This window comes from Rhizobium mesoamericanum STM3625 (genome assembly GCF_000312665.1).
Lineage (GTDB): Bacteria > Pseudomonadota > Alphaproteobacteria > Rhizobiales > Rhizobiaceae > Rhizobium > Rhizobium mesoamericanum.
Window position 1 is genome coordinate 3,636,605 of the sequence record NZ_HF536772.1, and the last position, 17,413, is coordinate 3,654,017.

Consider the following 17,413-nt stretch of genomic DNA (forward strand, 5'->3'; position numbering starts at 1 on the left):
GATGACAGTCCTCCGCATATGCAGCTCTCTTTCAATTCTCCTTTCAATCCCCCTGCTAGTCGGCTGCAATCAAAACTCAGCCGCAGAAGAGCAGGCGAAACCTCGTCCCGTCAAAGTCGTCATGGCTTCGGCCGAACGGAACCAGGCGCGAAGCATGCCGGGGATCGTGCGAGCTCGCATCGAAACCGATCTCGCGTTCCGGACCCTGGGACGGGTGGTGTCCCGTAAAGTTGAGGTTGGCGACCTCGTGCACAAGGGCGACGTCCTTGGGGAGATCGATCCTCTCAGCCTGCAGCTAGCAGTCAAGAGTGCCGAGGCCGATCTTCGCAGCGCGCAGGCGCAGTTGGAGAACGCCGTTACGACGGAAATGCGCAAGCGAAAGCTAATGCAAAGCAACGCGGCAAGCATTGCAGATCACGATCTTGCCGAACAGCAACTGAAGTCGGCGACCGCCAATGCGGCGAAAGCAGCGGCCAGCCTTGCCAAGGCGCATGAGCAGCTTGGCTACGCCGCGCTGAGAGCTGAGTTCGATGGCGTCGTCACCGCCACGTTCGTAGAAATGGGCCAGACTGTATCAGCGGGCCAGCCTGTCCTGAAGCTGGCGAGACTGGAGCAGCGCGACGTGGTCGTCGACGTTCCGGAGGCGCAGTTCAGCAACGTGCGCCGGAACGATCGGTTCAACGTGGCCCTCCAGCTTGATAACAGGATTCGGGCCACTGGCTTCGTGCGCGAGATTGCGCCTCAGGCCGATCCGAACACCCGCACCTACCGGCTGAAGATCGGCATCGATCAGGCGCCCGACATATTCCGGCTCGGCGCCGTGGTGACCACGACGCCGCTTGTCAATGAAAGCACGGCGATCGCGTTACCCGTCTCCGCCATCCAGGCCAAAGGTGGGGGCAGCCAGGTATGGGTGGTCGATCGCTCGACGGCCACGGTCGCCGCGAGAGCGGTCGAACTGGATGGCCCGGCACCTGACGGCCGTTCCGTCAAGATTTTGTCGGGCCTGCGTGAAGGGGAAGAGATCGTCGTCGCCGGGATCGATGAACTTGCCGACGGACAGAAAGTGAAACTTGCACAGGAGCCAAGCCGGTGAAAAAATTCAATCTTTCGGACTGGGCGCTCGAGCATCGCTCTCTCGTCTGGTACTTCATGATCATGTTCGCGGTGGCGGGCGCCTTTGCCTATCTCGCGCTCGGTCGCGAAGAGGATCCATCGTTCACCATCAAAACGATGGTGATCCAGGCACAGTGGCCCGGCGCTTCGGCCGCTGAGGTGACGCAGCAGGTCACCGACCGCATCGAAAAGAAGCTGCAGGAACTCGACAACCTCGAACATACGCGCAGCATCACCACCGCCGGCCAGACAATCGTATTCGTCGATTTGCTGCCGGATACCAACGCGCGGGACGTGAAACCCACCTGGTCGCGCGTCCGCAACTTGGTCGACGACATCAGGCACGAGTTTCCACAGGGCGTTATTGGACCTTTCTTCGACGACCAGTTCGGCGATGTGTACGGCAATATCTTCGCCTTTACGGGCGACAGCGGACTTACTCAGAGGGAACTGCGCGACTACGCCGAGAACGCCCGAACGCAGATCCTCAAGATCCCCGACGTCGGCAAGGTCGACATCGTCGGTGCGCAAGACGAAGTGATCTACCTTGAATTCTCCACCCGAAAGATCGCCGCTCTCGGCATCGACCGCTCCGCCATCATCGCCACGCTGCAGGCGCAGAACGCCGTCACCCAGTCGGGCTTCGTCGAAACCGGGCCCGAGCGCGTCGCCTTGCGGGTTGGGGGGCGGTTCATCTCCGAGGAAACGCTGCGCGGGATCAATCTTCGGGTAAACGACCGCTTCTTCCCCCTGTCCGACGTTGCCACGATTACCCGCGGCTACGTCGATCCGCCCACGTCGCTCTTCCGGTTCAACGGAAAGCCGGCCATCGGCCTCGCGATCGGCATGAAAACGGGCGGCAACCTGCTGGCCTTCGGGGAAACCCTTGAAAAGACGATGGGCAACATCATCCAGGAGCTTCCGGTCGGCGTCTCCGTCGAAAAGGTCTCCGATCAGCCGAAGGTGGTCGAGGAGGCGGTCGGCGGCTTCACAAAGGCTCTGTTCGAAGCCGTCGCGATTGTGCTGGCGATAAGCTTCATCAGTCTCGGGATGAGAGCAGGGATGGTGGTGGCGGTCGCAATCCCGCTGGTGCTCGCCATTACCTTCCTGGTGATGCTCTACACAGGTATCTCGCTGCAGCGCATCTCGCTGGGAGCCCTAATCATCGCGCTGGGTCTTCTCGTCGACGACGCCATGATCGCCGTCGAGATGATGGTCGCGCGGCTGGAAGCGGGCGACAGCCTTAGGAGCGCTGCGACCTACGTCTATACCTCGACGGCCTTCCCGATGCTGACGGGCACGCTGGTTACCGTGGCGGGCTTCATCCCCGTCGCTTTCAACAAGAGCAGCGCGGGCGAGTTCACCTTTACCCTTTTCGTCGTGATCGCAGTTTCGTTGGTCGTATCATGGTTGGTCGCGGTGTTGTTCACGCCTCTCATCGGCGTGACCATCCTACCGAAGACCATGAAGAAGCACGCCGAGCACAAGGGCCGCTTTGCGAAGGCGTTCTCTACCTTGCTGCAGTTCTGCCTGCGCTGGCGCTGGATCACCATCGTCGCAACCGTCCTGCTCTTCGCTGGTTCGATCGTCGGTCTGTCGATGGTGCAGCAGCAGTTCTTCCCAAGCTCCGACCGTCCGGAACTTATCGTCGACTGGAGCCTGCCGCAGAACAGTTCGATCGCCGAGACGAGCCGCCAGATGGCCCAGTTCGAGCACGAGGTGTTGGCCGGCAACCCTGATGTCGAGCATTGGTCGACATACGTAGGAAGGGGTGCGCCGCGTTTCCTTCTTTCGTTCGATGTGCAGCCGGCAGACGTGTCCACCGGCCAGACCATCATCGTCACAAAGGGGCTGGAGGTTAGGGACAAGCTGAAGCAGCAGATGGAAACGTATCTTCAGAAGACCTTTCCGGGAACGGACGCCTACGTGAAGCTGCTCGACATCGGACCTCCGGTCGGCAAGCCGATCCAGTATCGCGTATCCGGCGAGAACCTTGAGACGGTGCGCGACCTGGCGCAGAAGTTGGGGACGATCGTCGGCACCCATCCCTCGCTTAGGAACCTTGCCTTCAATTGGAACGAGCCGGCTCGCGTCGTGAAGATCGACGTGTTGCAGGACAAGGCTCGACAGCTTGGCGTCTCGTCGCAGGATATCGCGACGGCGCTCAACACAGTCGTCCAGGGAAGCGCGCTGACGCAGGTCCGCGACGACATCTACCTAGTCGACGTCATCGGCCGCGCCGCGGAAAAGGAGAGGGGCTCGATCGATACACTGCTTGATCTGCAACTACAGAGCAGTAGCGGCCAGGCCGTGCCGCTGTCTTCGGTGGCGACATTCCACTACGAACTCGAACAGCCGACGATCTGGCGGCGCGACAGAGTTCCGACCATCACGATCAAGGCCGGGATCGGTGACGCGACGCAGCCGGCGACCGTCGTAAAGGCACTCTCCGAAAAGGTCGCGGCCTTCGAAAAGACGCTGCCACCGGGATATTCCGTCAAGGTCGGCGGCGCAGTCGAGGAAAGCGCCAAGTCGCAAGGACCGATCGCCAAGGTCGCGCCTGCCATGTTCGTCATCATGGCGACGCTGCTGATGATACAACTCCAGAGCTTCCACAGGCTGTTGCTTGTATTCTCGGTTGCGCCGCTGGCCCTCGTCGGCGTCGTCGTGGCGCTGCTCGCCAGCAACTCGCCACTCGGGTTCGTCGCACTCCTGGGCGTCCTTGCGCTCGTCGGAATCCTCATCCGCAACTCCGTCATCCTGATCGTGCAGATCGAGGAGTTGCGCGCAGAAGGAATGTCGGCGTGGAGGGCCGTGGTGGAGGCCACCGAGCATCGCATGCGACCGATCATGCTCACTGCCGCGGCCGCGACCCTTGCCCTGATTCCGATCTCGCACGAGATATTCTGGGGACCGATGGCCTACGCGATGATGGGCGGGATCGTCGTCGGCACGGCGCTGACGCTTCTCTTCCTGCCGGCCCTCTACGTCACCTGGTTCCGTATCCCCCGTGAAGTGGAGCAGAACTGAGATGGCAGGATCACTCTTGCACCCTTTGCGCGCTGCGACGATCGGCACCGTTCGTTGCGCGTGCAAGGCCGTCCCGGTCCTCGTGGTCCTGTCGCTTGTCACGTCGGGGTGCGCCAGCCGGGCGCAAGACGTCCTGCGGCCACTCGCCGTCGCCCCGACCGGAACCACTAGGGTCACCATGCTTGTCGCCACGACCCGTAAGCCCTCGGAGGATCCCGGCAAGCTTTATTCTGGCGACCGTGGGACGGCGATTTCCCTCAACAGCGTCGACGTGTCCATCCCACCCGACCGGAACCGCAAGATCGGAGAGGTGCAGTGGCCGTCCCGCATGCCGCCCGACCCGCAAAAAGAGTTTGCGGTCACTCAGGTCGACAAGGTGGAATCCGAAGGTAAGGCCCTGGACTGGTACCGGAAGAACCGAAACACGAAGCATCAGGTCATCATCTTCGTCCACGGATTCAACAACACCTATGCCGACGCGGTCTTCCGCTTCGCCCAGATCGTCCATGATTCGGGAACCGATGCCGCGCCGATCCTCTTCACCTGGCCATCACGGGGCCGTGTCTTCGACTACCTCTATGACAAGGAGAGCGCAAACTATTCGCGTCGCGCTCTCGAGGATCTAATTCTCCAGACCACGCAAAGTCCCGACGTCTCCGATGTGACGATACTTGCCCATTCCATGGGCGGCTGGCTCGCGGCCGAAGCCCTGCGCGGCGTCGCCATGCGCGAGAAATCGATCCCGGCGAAGGTGAAGAACGTGGTGCTCGCCTCGCCGGACATCGATATCGACGTGTTTCGCCGCCAGTTCACCGAAATGGGACCGAAGAGGCCGCACTTCGCAATCCTGACGTCGACACGCGACAAAGCGCTGGAGGTTTCGGGCTGGCTCTCTGGCGGCGTCAAACGGCTCGGTGGATCTGATCTCAAGCCGTACGCACCTCTTTTCAACGAACTAGGCGTTTCCGTCATCGACACGAGCGCCATCGCGACGAACGATCCGCTTGGCCACAACGCCTTCGCAGACAGTCCCGAGGTCGTGCGCCTGCTCGGACGGCGCCTCGCAGGGCAGAGCCTGGAAGGCGGAAAGGCCGGCGTCGCGGATCAGTTCGGTATGGCTACGGCGAATTTCGCCGGCTCGGCCGTGCGTCTCGCCGTAGCGGCTCCAGTCGCGGTCATCAGCCCGCAGGCCCGAGAGGTCCTGAAGGAGGAGCTCTCGGGGGATAGAGCGGAAATCAGAAACGGGCAGATTACTTACTGAGCCGCACCTGGAGGACGGCGGCCGTAAATCCACGTTTGGTCGGCCTCAATCCGCTGCTGTCAGGTCGCTGCTGGATGCTGATAGCGCCTACGTACAGTAGGCAATGTCAACATAACTGCTGGGAAATGTTGACGCGCACAACATGAACATAGGCGCAGCGGATGCGGTTAGTCGCCGAACAAACCAAAATGGATGACGGAACGAGTTTCAAACAAAAACACTTTTCGATGGTGGCACAGGGCGGATACGTCGTGCGGCGTATCCGCGTTTTGCCTCTTCCCCGCCGAGCTGAGTCTAATTTCCGGTGACGACGCAACTCTAACTCGACGGCGCGGCTTCGATCGAATGTTTCCCTGGATCTTATAGACGATCCGTAGATTGGCGGCCGCAGCCTGAAGCCAACCGACAGCATCTTCCGATGTCTGTGCCGTGCCCGGCGGCAGGTTCTCAAAAAGGCCGGCGATCAGAGGGTTCACGGACTGGGAGTTGCCATTGCCGCCGCCCTGGACGAGCAACAGGGACATTCACCTTAGATTCGTCGGCCATGGGCTCCAAAATCAACGAAAATCTATCGTTCGCCGAACCGTACAGCCTGTACGGATTGTGCCGGATTGTCGTGCTTTGCGGCAACGCCTATCTGTGCTTCGTCAGATAAGGAAAAACGATCATGACCAGCATCGACCAGTCAGGAACTTTCGCGCTTGGCGACCGCACCGTAAAACGTCTCGGCTACGGTGCCATGCAGCTCGCCGGACCCGGCGTGTTCGGGCCGCCCAAGGATCAGGATGCGGCACTCGCCGTGCTGCGCCAGGCTGTGGCGGCCGGCGTGAACCACATCGATACTAGCGATTTCTACGGTCCGCATGTCACCAACAAGCTGATCCGCCAGGCGCTGGCACCTTATCCCAATGATCTCGTCATCGTCACGAAGATCGGCGCTCGACGCGGCAGCGGTGGCGCGTGGCTCCCCGCCTTTTCGGCCGAAGAGCTGACGCAGGCCGTACATGATAACCTGCGCAACCTCGGGCTCGACGTATTGGAGGTGGTGAACCTGCGCATCATGTTCGATGCACACGGCCCTGCTGAAGGGTCGATCGAGGCGCCCCTCACGGCTCTGGCCGAGCTTCAGCAACAAGGCTTGGTGCGCCAGATCGGCCTGAGCAACGTAACTGCTGCGCAGGTCACCGAAGGACGTCGGATCTGCGACATCGTCTGTGTTCAGAACCATTACAATTTGGCACATCGCGCTGATGACGCCCTGATCGACGATCTGGCTCGCGACGGCATTGCATATGTCCCCTTCTTTCCGCTCGGTGGGTTCACGCCATTGCAGTCGTCCACCTTATCCGCGATCGCCCAACGCCTTGACGCAACACCGATGCAAGTTGCGCTCGCGTGGCTGCTTCGTCGCGCACCCAATATCCTGCTGATCCCGGGCACCTCGTCCATCGCCCATCTGCGCGAAAACATTGCCGTGGAAAAAATCAATCTGCCGGATGATACGCTCAAGGACCTGGACGATATGGCGGAAGCTTTTGGCTCCGCCTGACAATCTGAAACTTGAAACCGATCCCAGGGTTCACAGCGGCTTTGGTGGGTGGCATGGCGGATGCGCCCCTCGCGCGCAGGTATGCGGGCTTCCTTGTCAACGCTATTTAAGCCAACGATGTCGTCACTCACGGCTTAGCCGCGCAAGAGCGGCAGCAAGTCGTTGCCCTGGCGTTTGATCTCTGCAAGGTAGGGCGTATCGGAGAGCACGAAATGGGTGATGCCCAGATCCTGATACTTGCGAAGCGACCTGGCCACGTCTTCGGCCGAGCCGACCAGCCAGGTCGTTCCGGCGCCACCGCCGCCGTATTTGCCGGGTGCGGTAAAGAGGTTGTCGTCGAGGACGTCGCCCGCCTGATGCAGGTCGAACAGTCGCTGCTGGCCGACGGCGACCGCCCGGCGGTGATCGCTCCAGCCGGCGCCATTGCCCTTGGCCATCTCCGCCACCTTCGCTTCGGCGTCGGCCCAGGCCTGCTCGGTCGAGTCGCGCACCAGCGTGGTGATCCTGAGCCCGAATTCTAGCGGAGGTAGATCTCGGTCAAGCTTGCGGCTCAGAGCCTTCAGGCGCGCGATGCGCTCACGGACGCCGTCGAGCGGCTCGCCCCAGAAGAGTTGGACGTCCGCCTCGGTTGCCGCGACCTTTTCGGCGGCCTCGGAGGCACCGCCGAAATAGAGCTTTGGGTGGCGACGATCGCCGCACCCCTCGATGCGCGGCACGACGGTTGATTCGGCCACACTGAAGTGCTCGCCGTCAAAGCTGACGTTTTCTTCCGTCCAAAGCCTGCGGACCAGCCGCATGAATTCCTTGGTGCGGGCGTAGCGCTCTGTCTGGTCCCCCTCCTGGTCGCCATAGGCGGAGAGATTATCGAGGCCGGAGACGATGTTGACGCGGACGCGGCCGCCGGTGAGGTGGTCGAGTGTGGCGGCGGCTGAGGCGAAGTTCGCCGGGCGCCAATAGCCGGGGCGGATCGCAATCAGCGGCTCGAACGTCGTTGTGCTCGCCGCAAGCGCGGCGGCAACGGTGAAGGTATCCGGTCTGCCCCATCCCGTCCCGATGAGCGCGCCCTTCCAGCCGTGTTGCTCGAGTGCGCGGGCATGTTCCGTCAGCGTGGAAAGGCTGTTGTGATTTTCAACGACGATATCGCCGCGATGACCCGGCCTTGTATCATTGGGAATGTACCAAAGGAATTCACTGTCTTTGCTCATAGTTAGCCTGCGCTTTTTAGGTCAAACGTGAAGCCTAGCCGTCGTCCCGCTATCGCGGCGCGAGACGACTGAGCGCATTGCGGGCGGCGATTGTCCGGATCATGTGGCTTTGCGGCGCGTGGGAGCGCGCCGTGATGGCATCGCGATGATGGCGTTCCAGCTGGAAGTCGCGGTTGAGGCCCGGGTTTCCGGCAAGCTCGAGGGCGAGGCTCGTGATCGCGACCGCATTGTCGATGACGACATGGCGGACGGTCATGCCATCCATGCCGACGATCCTGCCGGCATCCACGTCTTCGCCGAGCGAGCGCAGCAATCGGGAATTAGTTGCCAGCCGCACCTCGATCTCTCCCAGGCCATCCTGAATGCGGGGAACCGTCGACAGTGGCGCACCAAGGCTTGCCGGCGTGTGGTGAGCGCAGAAGGCAAGCACGCGATCGCGGGCGGAAAGCGCCACGCCGTGGTAAACCGCTGCGATCAGCGAGAAGAAGAAGGCGGTTGCGTGCTCCTCACGACGAAGCGGCTCGGAAGCCGACTGGAATTCTATGATGTCTTCTAATGGAATAACGACATTGTCGAGGATGATGTCGTCGCTCGCCGTCGCATGCATTCCGGCAGCTTTCCATGCCTTTTCGATGCGCAGGCCGGGGCTATCGGTGGGAACGAGGAAGGAAGCCAGCCGCGGTTCCTCTTCATCGGTCAGCGCGAGCAGCGACACCCATTTGAGCACGGGAATGCCGGTTACATAGCTCTTGTGGCCGGTTATGCGCCAGACGTTGCCGTCGCGGCGCGCGACGGTCTCGGGCAGTGCGCCGTGGGCGGGCGAGCCGATACGAGGCTCGGCCTGGGCGGCGTTGATCAGGGCAGGGCCCAGTCGGTTTGCCGTCAGCACGCGCTCGGCTAGGTGAGCTGGCCATTTCGCAAATCGGCGCAGGCTGTAGTGACTGTTGTAATGCATGGCGAGCACGAGCGCGGTCGAGGGTTCGCCGCGCGCGATTTCACTGATGACGGCTTGCGCCTCCGCAAGTCCGCCGCCGTGGCCACCATGCTCGGGCGCCGTCACCAGCCCAAGCAGGCCGGCTTCGAAAAGACGCGTGAAGTTCTCGAACGGGAAGTCTCCCGTCGCGTCATAGTGGGCGGCGCGCTCGGCGAAATCGACGGCGAGCCGCCGGGCCTTGTCGACCGGATCGATCTTTTCCTGAAGCATGGTCTTCTCCCGGTTCACGCCGCGGCGCGTCGGTCGAAGGCGTCGATGTGACGGCGGTCGACCCAGTCGGCGATGTCGAAATCGGCCGCGAGGAAGCCGAAGTCGCGCAGGAAATCCTTATAATGGCCGATCGCCTCCACCAGCTCGGGCTGCAGGCCAAGGCCGAGGTGCTTGTGGATGTCGGGGCCATTGGAGGCGAGAACCTGTTCTTCCGTGGCACCGGCCTCCCGCGCGACGAAACGCCTCGTTTCTTCAGGATGCTCTTCGGCCCAGGTGCTTGCCTTGAAAATCGATTCCAGCAGGCGCGCGACGAGATCCGGCCGCTCGTCAGCCAGCAACTCGTCCACCGTCAGCACGCGCGGCGAGCCGGAATTGATGCGGATTTTTGGATCAGGGTTAAAGCCGAACTCCGCCACCTGCACGGCACCGATCAGGTTGGCGACATTGATGCCCGCCGTGCCCTTCACATAGATGGCGTCGACGTCACCGCGAATGAGGGCCGCGACCTCCTCGCCATAGGCCTGTCGGCGCTTCAGCCCGAAGAGGGAGGGGCCCTCCTGGGTGGAAAGCACGGAGTCCGAAAGCGCGATGTCGACGATCTCGACATCGTCGAGCGCCAGGCCTTCCAGCGAAAGGGCGGAAATGAGCCCCTTGAGAGCCGTGGCGCGCATGAAATCGACAATGCCCTCAGGCCGGCGGGCGATGCCGAAGCGGCGACCTTTCAGATCCTTCGTGGTCTTGATGCCGGTTTCAGGCAGGGTGATGATCGCCTGGAATTCGTCGGTCCAGGTGATGCCGATGAGCCGCGTCTTGCGGCCTTCGGAGCGGGCCCGGATTGGCGGTACGTTGCCGCCATGGCGGAACGACCAATCGAGCGTGTGGTTGAAATGGCTCTGGCGGATGTCGCGATCGGGGGAGTCGATAATCGATTTCAGCGTCACGCCGTCTTTGCGGAAGTTCTCCTCGAGATAGCCAAGCTGTGCGGCAAGGCCGACGGGTGTCGGCACGGGGCAACGCGTGTACCAGATTTCGGATATGGCATTGCTTGTCATGGCGTTTCTCCTAGTGCCGCAGGCCGGCTTGCTTCATCAGGGGCAGGACGTCGGAACCGAAGAATTCGAGGTCGTCGCGGAAGTCGAAGAAGCTGAGCTGCAAGCCGTCGACGCCGGCTTCCTTCAGCTTCATGAACTGATCGACCACCTGCTCGGGCGAGCCGATCACGCGGATGTTGCCGCCGATTGCTCGGTAGGGATCCTGTGGATCACGGCCCTTCCACGCGTGGGCATCCGAGTTCAGCGACTGGAAGCCCTGCGGCGAGCGCTGGTCGGCATGGGCGACGATGCGGTCGGCGAGTTCAAAGGCCTCCTTCTCCGTCGGCCGGCAGATCACCATCGGGTTGAGTAGCGTGCGCACAGTGCGACCGACGCCGATTGCAGAGTCTTTGACGCGTTTGGTGTGTGCGGGAAGCGATTCCAGCGCGCTGTCGATGTCGGCGCCTGTCGGGCTGGTGATAAAGACAATGTCCGAGTAGCGGCCGGCAAAGGCGATGCCGGCATCCGAACCGGTGGCATTGACGAGGATCGGGCGGCCAAAATTGGGTTTCGGCGTGACGAAGCCGCCGCCGAGCTTCCAGCTGCTTTCGCCTTCGAAAGAGAAGTTCTCGCTATCGCTCCACAGGCGCTGGACCACCTCGAGGAATTCGGCTGCCAGCTCATAACGCTTGTCGTGCTCGATACGCGGCCAGCCGAACATCTCGTGCTCGACCGCCCTGTGGCCGGTGACCACGTTGATGCCCCAGCGCCCGCCGGTGATATGGTCAAGCGTTGCCCCGAATTTCGCCAGATGCAGCGGATGCCATGGGCCGTAGAGCACATGCATGGTCGAAATCAGCATAATCCTCTTGGTAAGGCCTGCCAGCGCTGCCGTTGAGACGAAGCTGTCCAGCGCCTGGCCGTCGAAAACGCCACCGTAGCCGCCCTTGGGCAGCCATTGCGACAGCGCAAAGACGAGATCGAAACCGAGTTCCTCGGCCTTGAGCGTCAGGGCCTTGTTGTAGTCGAAGCGCCAGTCGGTCGATCGCTCAAGCGTGGATTGCGTCCAGCCGCCGGCCTGGATTGGCAGGAAGAGGCCGAGAAGGACGGGCTGCTTGAGTGCCTGCGAGAGCGGACTTTCTGGGAAATCGGTCGGGGCTGCGAATTTTGGCAGGCCGACGATCGAACCGGGACGATGTTGAATGGACATGATTGTGCTCCCGTTAATCTGGCTCAGGACGCTGCGACATAGGCATAGGCCAGGCTGCCGGCGATGCCTTCGCCGCCGATCGTGTGGTCGGAAATCCGTTTGTTGTAGATCGTCAGTTCCGGCTGGCTGACGATGTCGATCGCCGGAACGTCGTCGACGAGGATCCGCTGGATCTGACTCCACTGCTCGACGCGCTTCGCCTCGTCGACCTCGACGGCTGCTGCTTCGAGCAGTTCATCGACCTTTGGGTTGCTGTAGGCGGCGCCGTTCGAGAACGGGACACCAGGCTTGAAGTTCTTGCTCCAATAGAGGCGCTGCACGCCAACCGTTGGATCGAAAAGGTTGCTCATGCCCTCGAAGGCGAAGTCGAAATCGCGGTCGGTATAGATGCGCTTGGTGTAGGTCGCGAAATCTTGGCTGCGAACGGTGGCGTCGATGCCGACCTTGGCCAGCGCCTGGCGAATATACTCGGAGCCGCGCGGATAGGTTTCGCCGCTCGGCACGTAGTCGAGGTTGATGCGGGCGCGGATGCCGTCGCCACCACGTGGGTAGCCGGCCTCATCAAGAAGCTTCTCGGCCGCGGCGAGATCGATCGGATAGGTCTTGAGATCCGGCACGTACCATTTGGCAAGGTTGGGATTGATGGGGCCTGGGATCGCGGCGCCATAGCCGTAGTTGATCGTGTTGTGGATGACGTTGCGGTCGATCACATGGGCGAAGGCGCGACGCACCCGCACATCCTTGAAGAAGGGACGCTCGAGGTTGAATTCGATGCGGCTGACGCCGTTCTGGTATTGATAGCCCTTAGTCTCGAAGGCGAGCCCTTCGGCGCCCCGCAGCCGTTCGAGGTCGCTGAGCGGCACGGGCGTCGAGGGCGCGAGGTCGATTTCGCCGGTCTCGATTGCGATTGAACGAGCCGCGGCATCAGGAATGAAGCGGATGATCAGCTGGTCGAGATAGGGGCGGGGCTGGTCCCAATAATCCGGGTTGCGCTCATAGACGATATGGCTGCCGCGCACCCACTCCTTGAACTTGAAGGGGCCAGTTCCGATCGGAGCGAGATTGGCGGGGTTTTCCGCGACCTTGGTGCCTTCGTAGATATGGCGCGGGACGATCGGCGTTTCTGAGGCGGCAAGAGCCGTGATCAGATAAGGCGCCGGCTTCGACAGTTTGAGGATGGCCGTCTGCGCGTCGGGCGTTTCGATGTCGACGAGATTGAGGAAAGTATTGCGCCCGCGCGGATGAACTTCCTTCAGCGTCTTGATCGAGAAGGCGACGTCGGCGGAGGTGAAGGCCTGTCCGTCATGCCATTTCACACCCTCGCGCAGTTTGAAGGTATAGGTCAGGCCATCGGGGCTGACTGTCCACGCTTTTGCCAGCAGCGGTCTCGGATTGAGCTCGAAGTCGTAGGTGAGAAGCCCTTCCGTCGTCTTTGGCGATACGTAGACCGCATTAAAGGCCGTGTGGGCAATCGTTGTCAGGACAGGTGGCTCCGCGGCCAGAAGGAGCGTTGCCGTGCCGCCGCGCGTTGCGGCCGCCGAAAAGGCCGGAAGCCGTGCTGTTGCAGTGACGCCGAGTGCGACCGAGGCCAGGAGAAACCTGCGCCGTGTGGGTGCGGGATAAAGTGACATCTTGTTCAACCCTCATGATCTCGGGGCCGTGGCGGCCCGTTTCAGTGCCATTCCGCAGATCGATCCTGCTTTAGAGATTCTTGCCTCATCACCGCTGCGAAGTGGCATGAAATTCCTAAATGTCCGGATCTCTGGTAATTTGTTTCTATAGGTCGGCGTTGTGGCGATGTTGTTGGAATTATTTACCAATATGGATTTGACAAAACCCACAGAATTAGTCAACTACTAAGCGGTAAGACGAGGTGAAATCTTTCCAGATCGCGGGGTAGGGCACATGCCGGCTTACAGGCGGATCCGTCGAAGGGTCAGCAGGACGATCATCCAGGCCGTGCCTACGATGCTCGGGATCGTCATCTTGAATTTCTTCCTGCTGAAGCTGGCGCCCGGGGATGCGGCCGATGTGATGGCAGCAGAATCCGGGTCGGCAACGGTCGAAACCATGGCGGCGCTGCGTGAACGGTTCGGGCTCGATAGCCCGATCCTGGTGCAGCTCATCAACTACCTGAACAACCTTGCGCATTTCAGTCTCGGCTTCTCGCCGCGCTACGGCATGTCGGTCGCCGATCTTATCGGCCAGCGCCTGCCAGGTACGCTTTTGCTCATGCTAGCGGCGTTGACGATTGCGATTGCGCTCGGATTGCTTCTCGGCTCGCTGATGGCGGCCTTCTCCGGACGTCTGCCGGATCGCATCATCTCGGTGATTTCGCTGCTGTTTTATTCGATCCCCGGCTTCTGGATCGGACTGATGCTGATCCTTCTCTTCTCGGTCAAACTTGGCTGGCTGCCGAGCGGCGGCGATAGCACGATCGGTTCGCGGCTGACCGGGCTTCCGGCGCTGCTCGACAGGGCGCGCTATATGGTGCTGCCGGCGACCTCGCTCGCGCTTTTCTATCTCGCAATCTATGCCCGGCTGACGCGCGCTTCGATGCTCGAGGTCAAGTCGCAGGATTTCGTCCGAACCGCGCGCGCCAAGGGTGTCTCGCCCTTCGTGCTGACCACGCGGCACGTCCTTCGCAACGCTCTCATCCCGATCACGACCATGGCGGGAATGCACTTCGGCGGAATGCTCGGCGGCGCCGTCGTAGTCGAGACCGTCTACAGCTGGCCCGGGCTCGGGCGGCTTGCCTTCGAAGCCGTCATGGCGCGCGATTTCAGCGTGCTCCTCGGCATCCTTTTGCTTTCATCCTTCCTCGTGATCGTCGCCAACGCGGCCGTCGACCTCCTGCAGGCTTGGATCGATCCCCGAATTGGAGAAAGCCGATGAACAGTCAGAAACTCGCAACACTGGCCGGCGAATCAATCGACTTTGTGCCGCGGGCAAAGGCCGAGACGGTCCCTCCAACCCCTGAAGCGCCGAAGCAGCCGCGCTGGACGCATATCCATGCGCCTGATGTGCGCGCCTCGGTTTCCGGGACAGCCTGGCGCGGCATGCGGCGGGAGCTGAAAGTCTTTCTCGCCAACTACAACGCACTCTTCGGGACAGGCATCCTGCTTCTGGTTGTCCTGTCGGCGCTGTCTGCGCCGCTTCTCTACCCGGGTGATCCGCTGGAGATGGTGGCGCGGCCCTTCCTCTGGCCCGGTCAGAACCCGGCCTATCCGCTCGGCACGGATTCGATGGGACGCGACGTGCTGGCCGGTATCGTGCATGGCGCTCGCATATCGCTGACGGTCGGGCTTGCGGCCACCGCGCTTGGGCTGACGGCGGGGATCGCGATCGGTGCAGTTGCCGGATATTTCGGCGGCGTGATCGACGATATCCTCGTCAAATTCATCGAGATATTCCAAACCATTCCAAGCTTCGTGCTGCTCGTCGTTCTGGTGGCGATCGCCCAGCCGACGACGGCAACCGTGACCATTGCCATCGCGATCGTCTCCTGGCCCACTGTGGCGCGGCTGACGCGTGCCGAATTCCGCGCCATTCGCGAGAAGGATTATGTCCAGGCCGCGCGCAGCCTCGGCTTCGGCCATGCCCGCATCATCTTCCGCGAGATCCTTCCAAATGCGCTGCCGCCGCTGATCGTCACCTCGTCGGTGATGGTGGCAAGCGCGATCCTGATGGAATCGGCGCTCTCCTTCATGGGGCTTGGGGATCCCAATCGCGTCTCCTGGGGCTCGATGATCGGCGCGGGCCGCGATGTCATCCGCACCGCCTGGTATCTGACGGCGCTACCGGGTCTGGCGATCGTCTTGACGGTTCTTTCGCTCAACCTGATCGGCGATGGCCTGAACGACGCGCTGAACCCGCGCTTTTCGGAGGATCGCTGATGGCGAAGCTTCTCGAGGTATCCGATTTCTCGGTGCGCTTGGCGTCCGCCGAACCTGTGAAGGGCGTGAGCTTTTCGGCCAATCCGGGCGAGATGCTTGCCATCGTCGGGGAATCCGGCTCCGGCAAGTCGCTGACGGCGCTCGGCTTGATGGGACTGTTGCCGCGGCACGCGCGGGCCGGTGGGCAGATCCGCTTCGATGGCCGCGATCTCGTCGGTCTTGCGGAACGCGAGCTGCGCCGGATCCGTGGCCGCGACATCGCCATGATCTTTCAGGAGCCGATGACCTCGCTCAATCCCGTGCTGACGATCGGCGCCCAGATCATCGAGGTGCTCCGCATCCACGAGGACCTGAGCCGGCGTGAGGCACGCGAGCGCGCCATCGCGCTTTTGGACCTCGTCAGCATTCCGGAGGCGCGCCGCCGCATCGACGAATATCCGCACCAGCTGTCCGGCGGCATGCGCCAGCGCGTGATGATCGCGATTGCGGTCGCCTGCAATCCGAAACTGCTGATCGCCGACGAAGCAACGACAGCGCTCGACGTGACGATCCAGGCGCAGGTGCTGCAGCTCCTTGATAATCTTCGGGTGCAGCTGAACATGGCCGTCATCCTGATCACCCATGATCTCGGTATCGTCGCGCAATGGGCCGACCGCGTCGTCGTCATGTATGCCGGGCGCAAAATCGAGGAGGGGCTGCCGGGCGAGGTGTTCGATAAACCGTACCATCCTTACACAAATGGGCTGCTTTCAGCCTCGCCGCGCCTGAAAGCCGATTACCACTACCGCGACGGGCCGCTCGCGGAGATCCCAGGCTCCATCGTTTCGGCGGCCGGTGAGAAGGGCTGCGCGTTCCGCCCGCGCTGTTCGGTCGCGAGGCCTTCCTGCGCTTACACGGTGCCGCAACTCATCGCACTACCCGCCGGCCGGCAGGTAGCGTGCCCCTATGTTCCAGCCATTGCGGAGAAGGCCCATGTCGCTTCTGTCGGTTGATCGACTCTCGACCCATTACGTCGGAGCCGCCGGCACCGTGCGCGCCGTCGATGGCGTCTCGCTCGAGATCGCCGAAGGCGAGACGGTGGCGCTCGTCGGTGAATCGGGCTGCGGCAAGTCCACGCTCGGCAAATCGCTGGTTAGGCTTGTCGATCCGTCGTCGGGGAACGTCACCTTCAAGGGCAGGGACGTCACCGCCATGGCGGGGCGAGAACTGCAATCGGTCCGGCGCAGCATCCAGATGATCTTCCAGGATCCCTTCGCCTCGCTCAATCCGAGGCACACCATCCGCTCGATCCTGACGGCACCTCTTGCGGTCCACGGCATCGGTGAGCGCAAGCAGCGCGATGCGATCGCGGCAAAGATGGTGGCGCATGTCGGCCTGCCGGCGGATTCGCTTGATCGCTACCCGCATGAGTTCTCCGGTGGACAGCGCCAGCGCATCGGCATCGCCCGTGCGCTCATCCTGCAGCCGGAGCTGGTCATCTGCGACGAGCCTGTCTCGGCGCTTGATCTCTCGATCCAGGCCCAGATTCTCAACCTGCTGGTCGAGATGAAGACGGAGCGGTCGCTCTCCTATCTCTTCATCTCGCATGACCTCTCGGTCGTGCGCTATTTCGCTGATCGTGTGCTCGTCATGTATCTCGGCCGCATCGTCGAGAGCGCCCCGACGAGCGAGCTTTGGACGGGCGCCAAGCACCCCTACACGCGGGCGCTGCTTGCCGCCGTGCCCGATCCGTCGCGGCGCAAAAAGGCCGCGCCAATCACCGGCGATTTGCCGAGCCCGCACAATCCGCCCTCCGGCTGCCGTTTCCATACGCGCTGTCCGCTCGCCACCGATATCTGCCGGGCGGAAGACCCGGCGTTCCGCCAGTTCGGCAGCGGCCATGCCGCCGCCTGCCATCACGCTCAGTAAGAA

14 protein-coding genes are annotated in these 17,413 nt (G+C 62.1%); 8 read left to right on the plus strand and 6 right to left on the minus strand.

The genetic code is table 11. From position 1 onward, the window contains the following. The first annotated feature begins 1 nt into the window (after position 1). The 3 genes from BN77_RS17765 to BN77_RS17775 are packed head-to-tail and all read left to right on the plus strand — an operon-like array spanning position 2 to position 5,407. Positions 2 to 1,096, plus strand: a complete 1,095-nt coding sequence (locus tag BN77_RS17765; protein WP_040677361.1) for an efflux RND transporter periplasmic adaptor subunit — start codon at positions 2 to 4, stop codon at positions 1,094 to 1,096. After that, on the plus strand, positions 1,093 to 4,146 hold the full coding sequence (locus BN77_RS17770) for an efflux RND transporter permease subunit (RefSeq protein WP_007534401.1): 3,054 nt from the start codon (positions 1,093 to 1,095) through the stop codon (positions 4,144 to 4,146). The genes BN77_RS17765 and BN77_RS17770 overlap by 4 nt, the downstream gene beginning before the upstream one ends. Before the next feature lies 1 nt (position 4,147). Next, on the plus strand, positions 4,148 to 5,407 hold the full coding sequence (locus BN77_RS17775; protein ID WP_007534403.1) for an alpha/beta hydrolase: 1,260 nt from the start codon (positions 4,148 to 4,150) through the stop codon (positions 5,405 to 5,407). Positions 5,408 to 5,574: 167 nt separating this feature from the next. Here BN77_RS17775 and BN77_RS17780 read toward each other — a convergent pair whose 3' ends face one another. Beyond that, a complete protein-coding gene (locus tag BN77_RS17780; protein ID WP_007534407.1) occupies positions 5,575 to 5,931 on the minus strand; it encodes a hypothetical protein in 357 nt (118 codons plus the stop codon). 143 nt (positions 5,932 to 6,074) lie between these two features. On the opposite strand from BN77_RS17780, the gene BN77_RS17785 reads away from it, so the two are divergent. Beyond that, complete coding sequence (locus BN77_RS17785; protein ID WP_007534409.1) at positions 6,075 to 6,956, plus strand: aldo/keto reductase family oxidoreductase; 882 nt, start codon at positions 6,075 to 6,077, stop codon at positions 6,954 to 6,956. A gap of 134 nt (positions 6,957 to 7,090) precedes the next feature. Here the strand turns inward: BN77_RS17785 and BN77_RS17790 are convergent, their stop codons facing one another. The 5 genes from BN77_RS17790 to BN77_RS17810 are packed head-to-tail and all read right to left on the minus strand — an operon-like array spanning position 7,091 to position 13,237. Further along, entirely contained in the window at positions 7,091 to 8,161 is a 1,071-nt protein-coding gene (locus tag BN77_RS17790; RefSeq protein ID WP_007534411.1) for an LLM class flavin-dependent oxidoreductase, read from the minus strand. A 49-nt stretch (positions 8,162 to 8,210) separates the two neighbouring features. After that, a complete protein-coding gene (locus BN77_RS17795) occupies positions 8,211 to 9,365 on the minus strand; it encodes an acyl-CoA dehydrogenase family protein (RefSeq protein WP_040677362.1) in 1,155 nt (384 codons plus the stop codon). Between the two features lie 14 nt (positions 9,366 to 9,379). Beyond that, the gene (locus BN77_RS17800) at positions 9,380 to 10,417 is read right to left on the minus strand and encodes an ABC transporter substrate-binding protein (protein WP_007534415.1); all 1,038 of its coding nucleotides are present in this window, start codon (positions 10,415 to 10,417) and stop codon (positions 9,380 to 9,382) included. Positions 10,418 to 10,427: 10 nt separating this feature from the next. After that, a complete protein-coding gene (locus BN77_RS17805; protein ID WP_007534417.1) occupies positions 10,428 to 11,606 on the minus strand; it encodes an LLM class flavin-dependent oxidoreductase in 1,179 nt (392 codons plus the stop codon). 23 nt (positions 11,607 to 11,629) lie between these two features. Next, on the minus strand, positions 11,630 to 13,237 hold the full coding sequence (locus BN77_RS17810; protein ID WP_007534419.1) for an ABC transporter substrate-binding protein: 1,608 nt from the start codon (positions 13,235 to 13,237) through the stop codon (positions 11,630 to 11,632). 274 nt (positions 13,238 to 13,511) lie between these two features. Here BN77_RS17810 and BN77_RS17815 point away from each other — a divergent pair, with 274 nt between their 5' ends. The 4 genes from BN77_RS17815 to BN77_RS17830 are packed head-to-tail and all read left to right on the plus strand — an operon-like array spanning position 13,512 to position 17,410. Next, on the plus strand, positions 13,512 to 14,501 hold the full coding sequence (locus BN77_RS17815) for an ABC transporter permease (protein ID WP_007534423.1): 990 nt from the start codon (positions 13,512 to 13,514) through the stop codon (positions 14,499 to 14,501). Beyond that, on the plus strand, positions 14,498 to 15,502 hold the full coding sequence (locus tag BN77_RS17820; protein WP_007534426.1) for an ABC transporter permease: 1,005 nt from the start codon (positions 14,498 to 14,500) through the stop codon (positions 15,500 to 15,502). Before BN77_RS17815 ends, BN77_RS17820 begins: the two co-directional genes overlap by 4 nt. Further along, positions 15,502 to 16,494 (plus strand): ABC transporter ATP-binding protein, encoded by a 993-nt coding sequence (locus BN77_RS17825; RefSeq protein ID WP_007534428.1) that lies wholly within the window; start codon positions 15,502 to 15,504, stop codon positions 16,492 to 16,494. Before BN77_RS17820 ends, BN77_RS17825 begins: the two co-directional genes overlap by 1 nt. After that, positions 16,475 to 17,410 carry an ABC transporter ATP-binding protein gene (locus BN77_RS17830; RefSeq protein ID WP_007534430.1) on the plus strand — a complete coding sequence of 312 codons (936 nt, stop codon included), beginning with the start codon at positions 16,475 to 16,477 and terminating at the stop codon, positions 17,408 to 17,410. Before BN77_RS17825 ends, BN77_RS17830 begins: the two co-directional genes overlap by 20 nt. Positions 17,411 to 17,413 lie beyond the last annotated feature (3 nt).

Coding starts and splice junctions, on each gene's coding strand:
- BN77_RS17785 (WP_007534409.1), top strand. CDS start 6,075: ATGACCAGCATCGACCAGTCAGGAACTTTCGCGCTTGGCGACCGCACC.
- BN77_RS17825 (WP_007534428.1), top strand. CDS start 15,502: ATGGCGAAGCTTCTCGAGGTATCCGATTTCTCGGTGCGCTTGGCGTCC.
- BN77_RS17805 (WP_007534417.1), bottom strand. CDS start 11,606: ATGTCCATTCAACATCGTCCCGGTTCGATCGTCGGCCTGCCAAAATTC.
- BN77_RS17820 (WP_007534426.1), top strand. CDS start 14,498: ATGAACAGTCAGAAACTCGCAACACTGGCCGGCGAATCAATCGACTTT.
- BN77_RS17790 (WP_007534411.1), bottom strand. CDS start 8,161: ATGAGCAAAGACAGTGAATTCCTTTGGTACATTCCCAATGATACAAGG.
- BN77_RS17810 (WP_007534419.1), bottom strand. CDS start 13,237: ATGTCACTTTATCCCGCACCCACACGGCGCAGGTTTCTCCTGGCCTCG.
- BN77_RS17800 (WP_007534415.1), bottom strand. CDS start 10,417: ATGACAAGCAATGCCATATCCGAAATCTGGTACACGCGTTGCCCCGTG.
- BN77_RS17815 (WP_007534423.1), top strand. CDS start 13,512: ATGCCGGCTTACAGGCGGATCCGTCGAAGGGTCAGCAGGACGATCATC.
- BN77_RS17795 (WP_040677362.1), bottom strand. CDS start 9,365: ATGCTTCAGGAAAAGATCGATCCGGTCGACAAGGCCCGGCGGCTCGCC.
- BN77_RS17830 (WP_007534430.1), top strand. CDS start 16,475: ATGTCGCTTCTGTCGGTTGATCGACTCTCGACCCATTACGTCGGAGCC.
- BN77_RS17780 (WP_007534407.1), bottom strand. CDS start 5,931: ATGTCCCTGTTGCTCGTCCAGGGCGGCGGCAATGGCAACTCCCAGTCC.
- BN77_RS17775 (WP_007534403.1), top strand. CDS start 4,148: ATGGCAGGATCACTCTTGCACCCTTTGCGCGCTGCGACGATCGGCACC.
- BN77_RS17765 (WP_040677361.1), top strand. CDS start 2: ATGACAGTCCTCCGCATATGCAGCTCTCTTTCAATTCTCCTTTCAATC.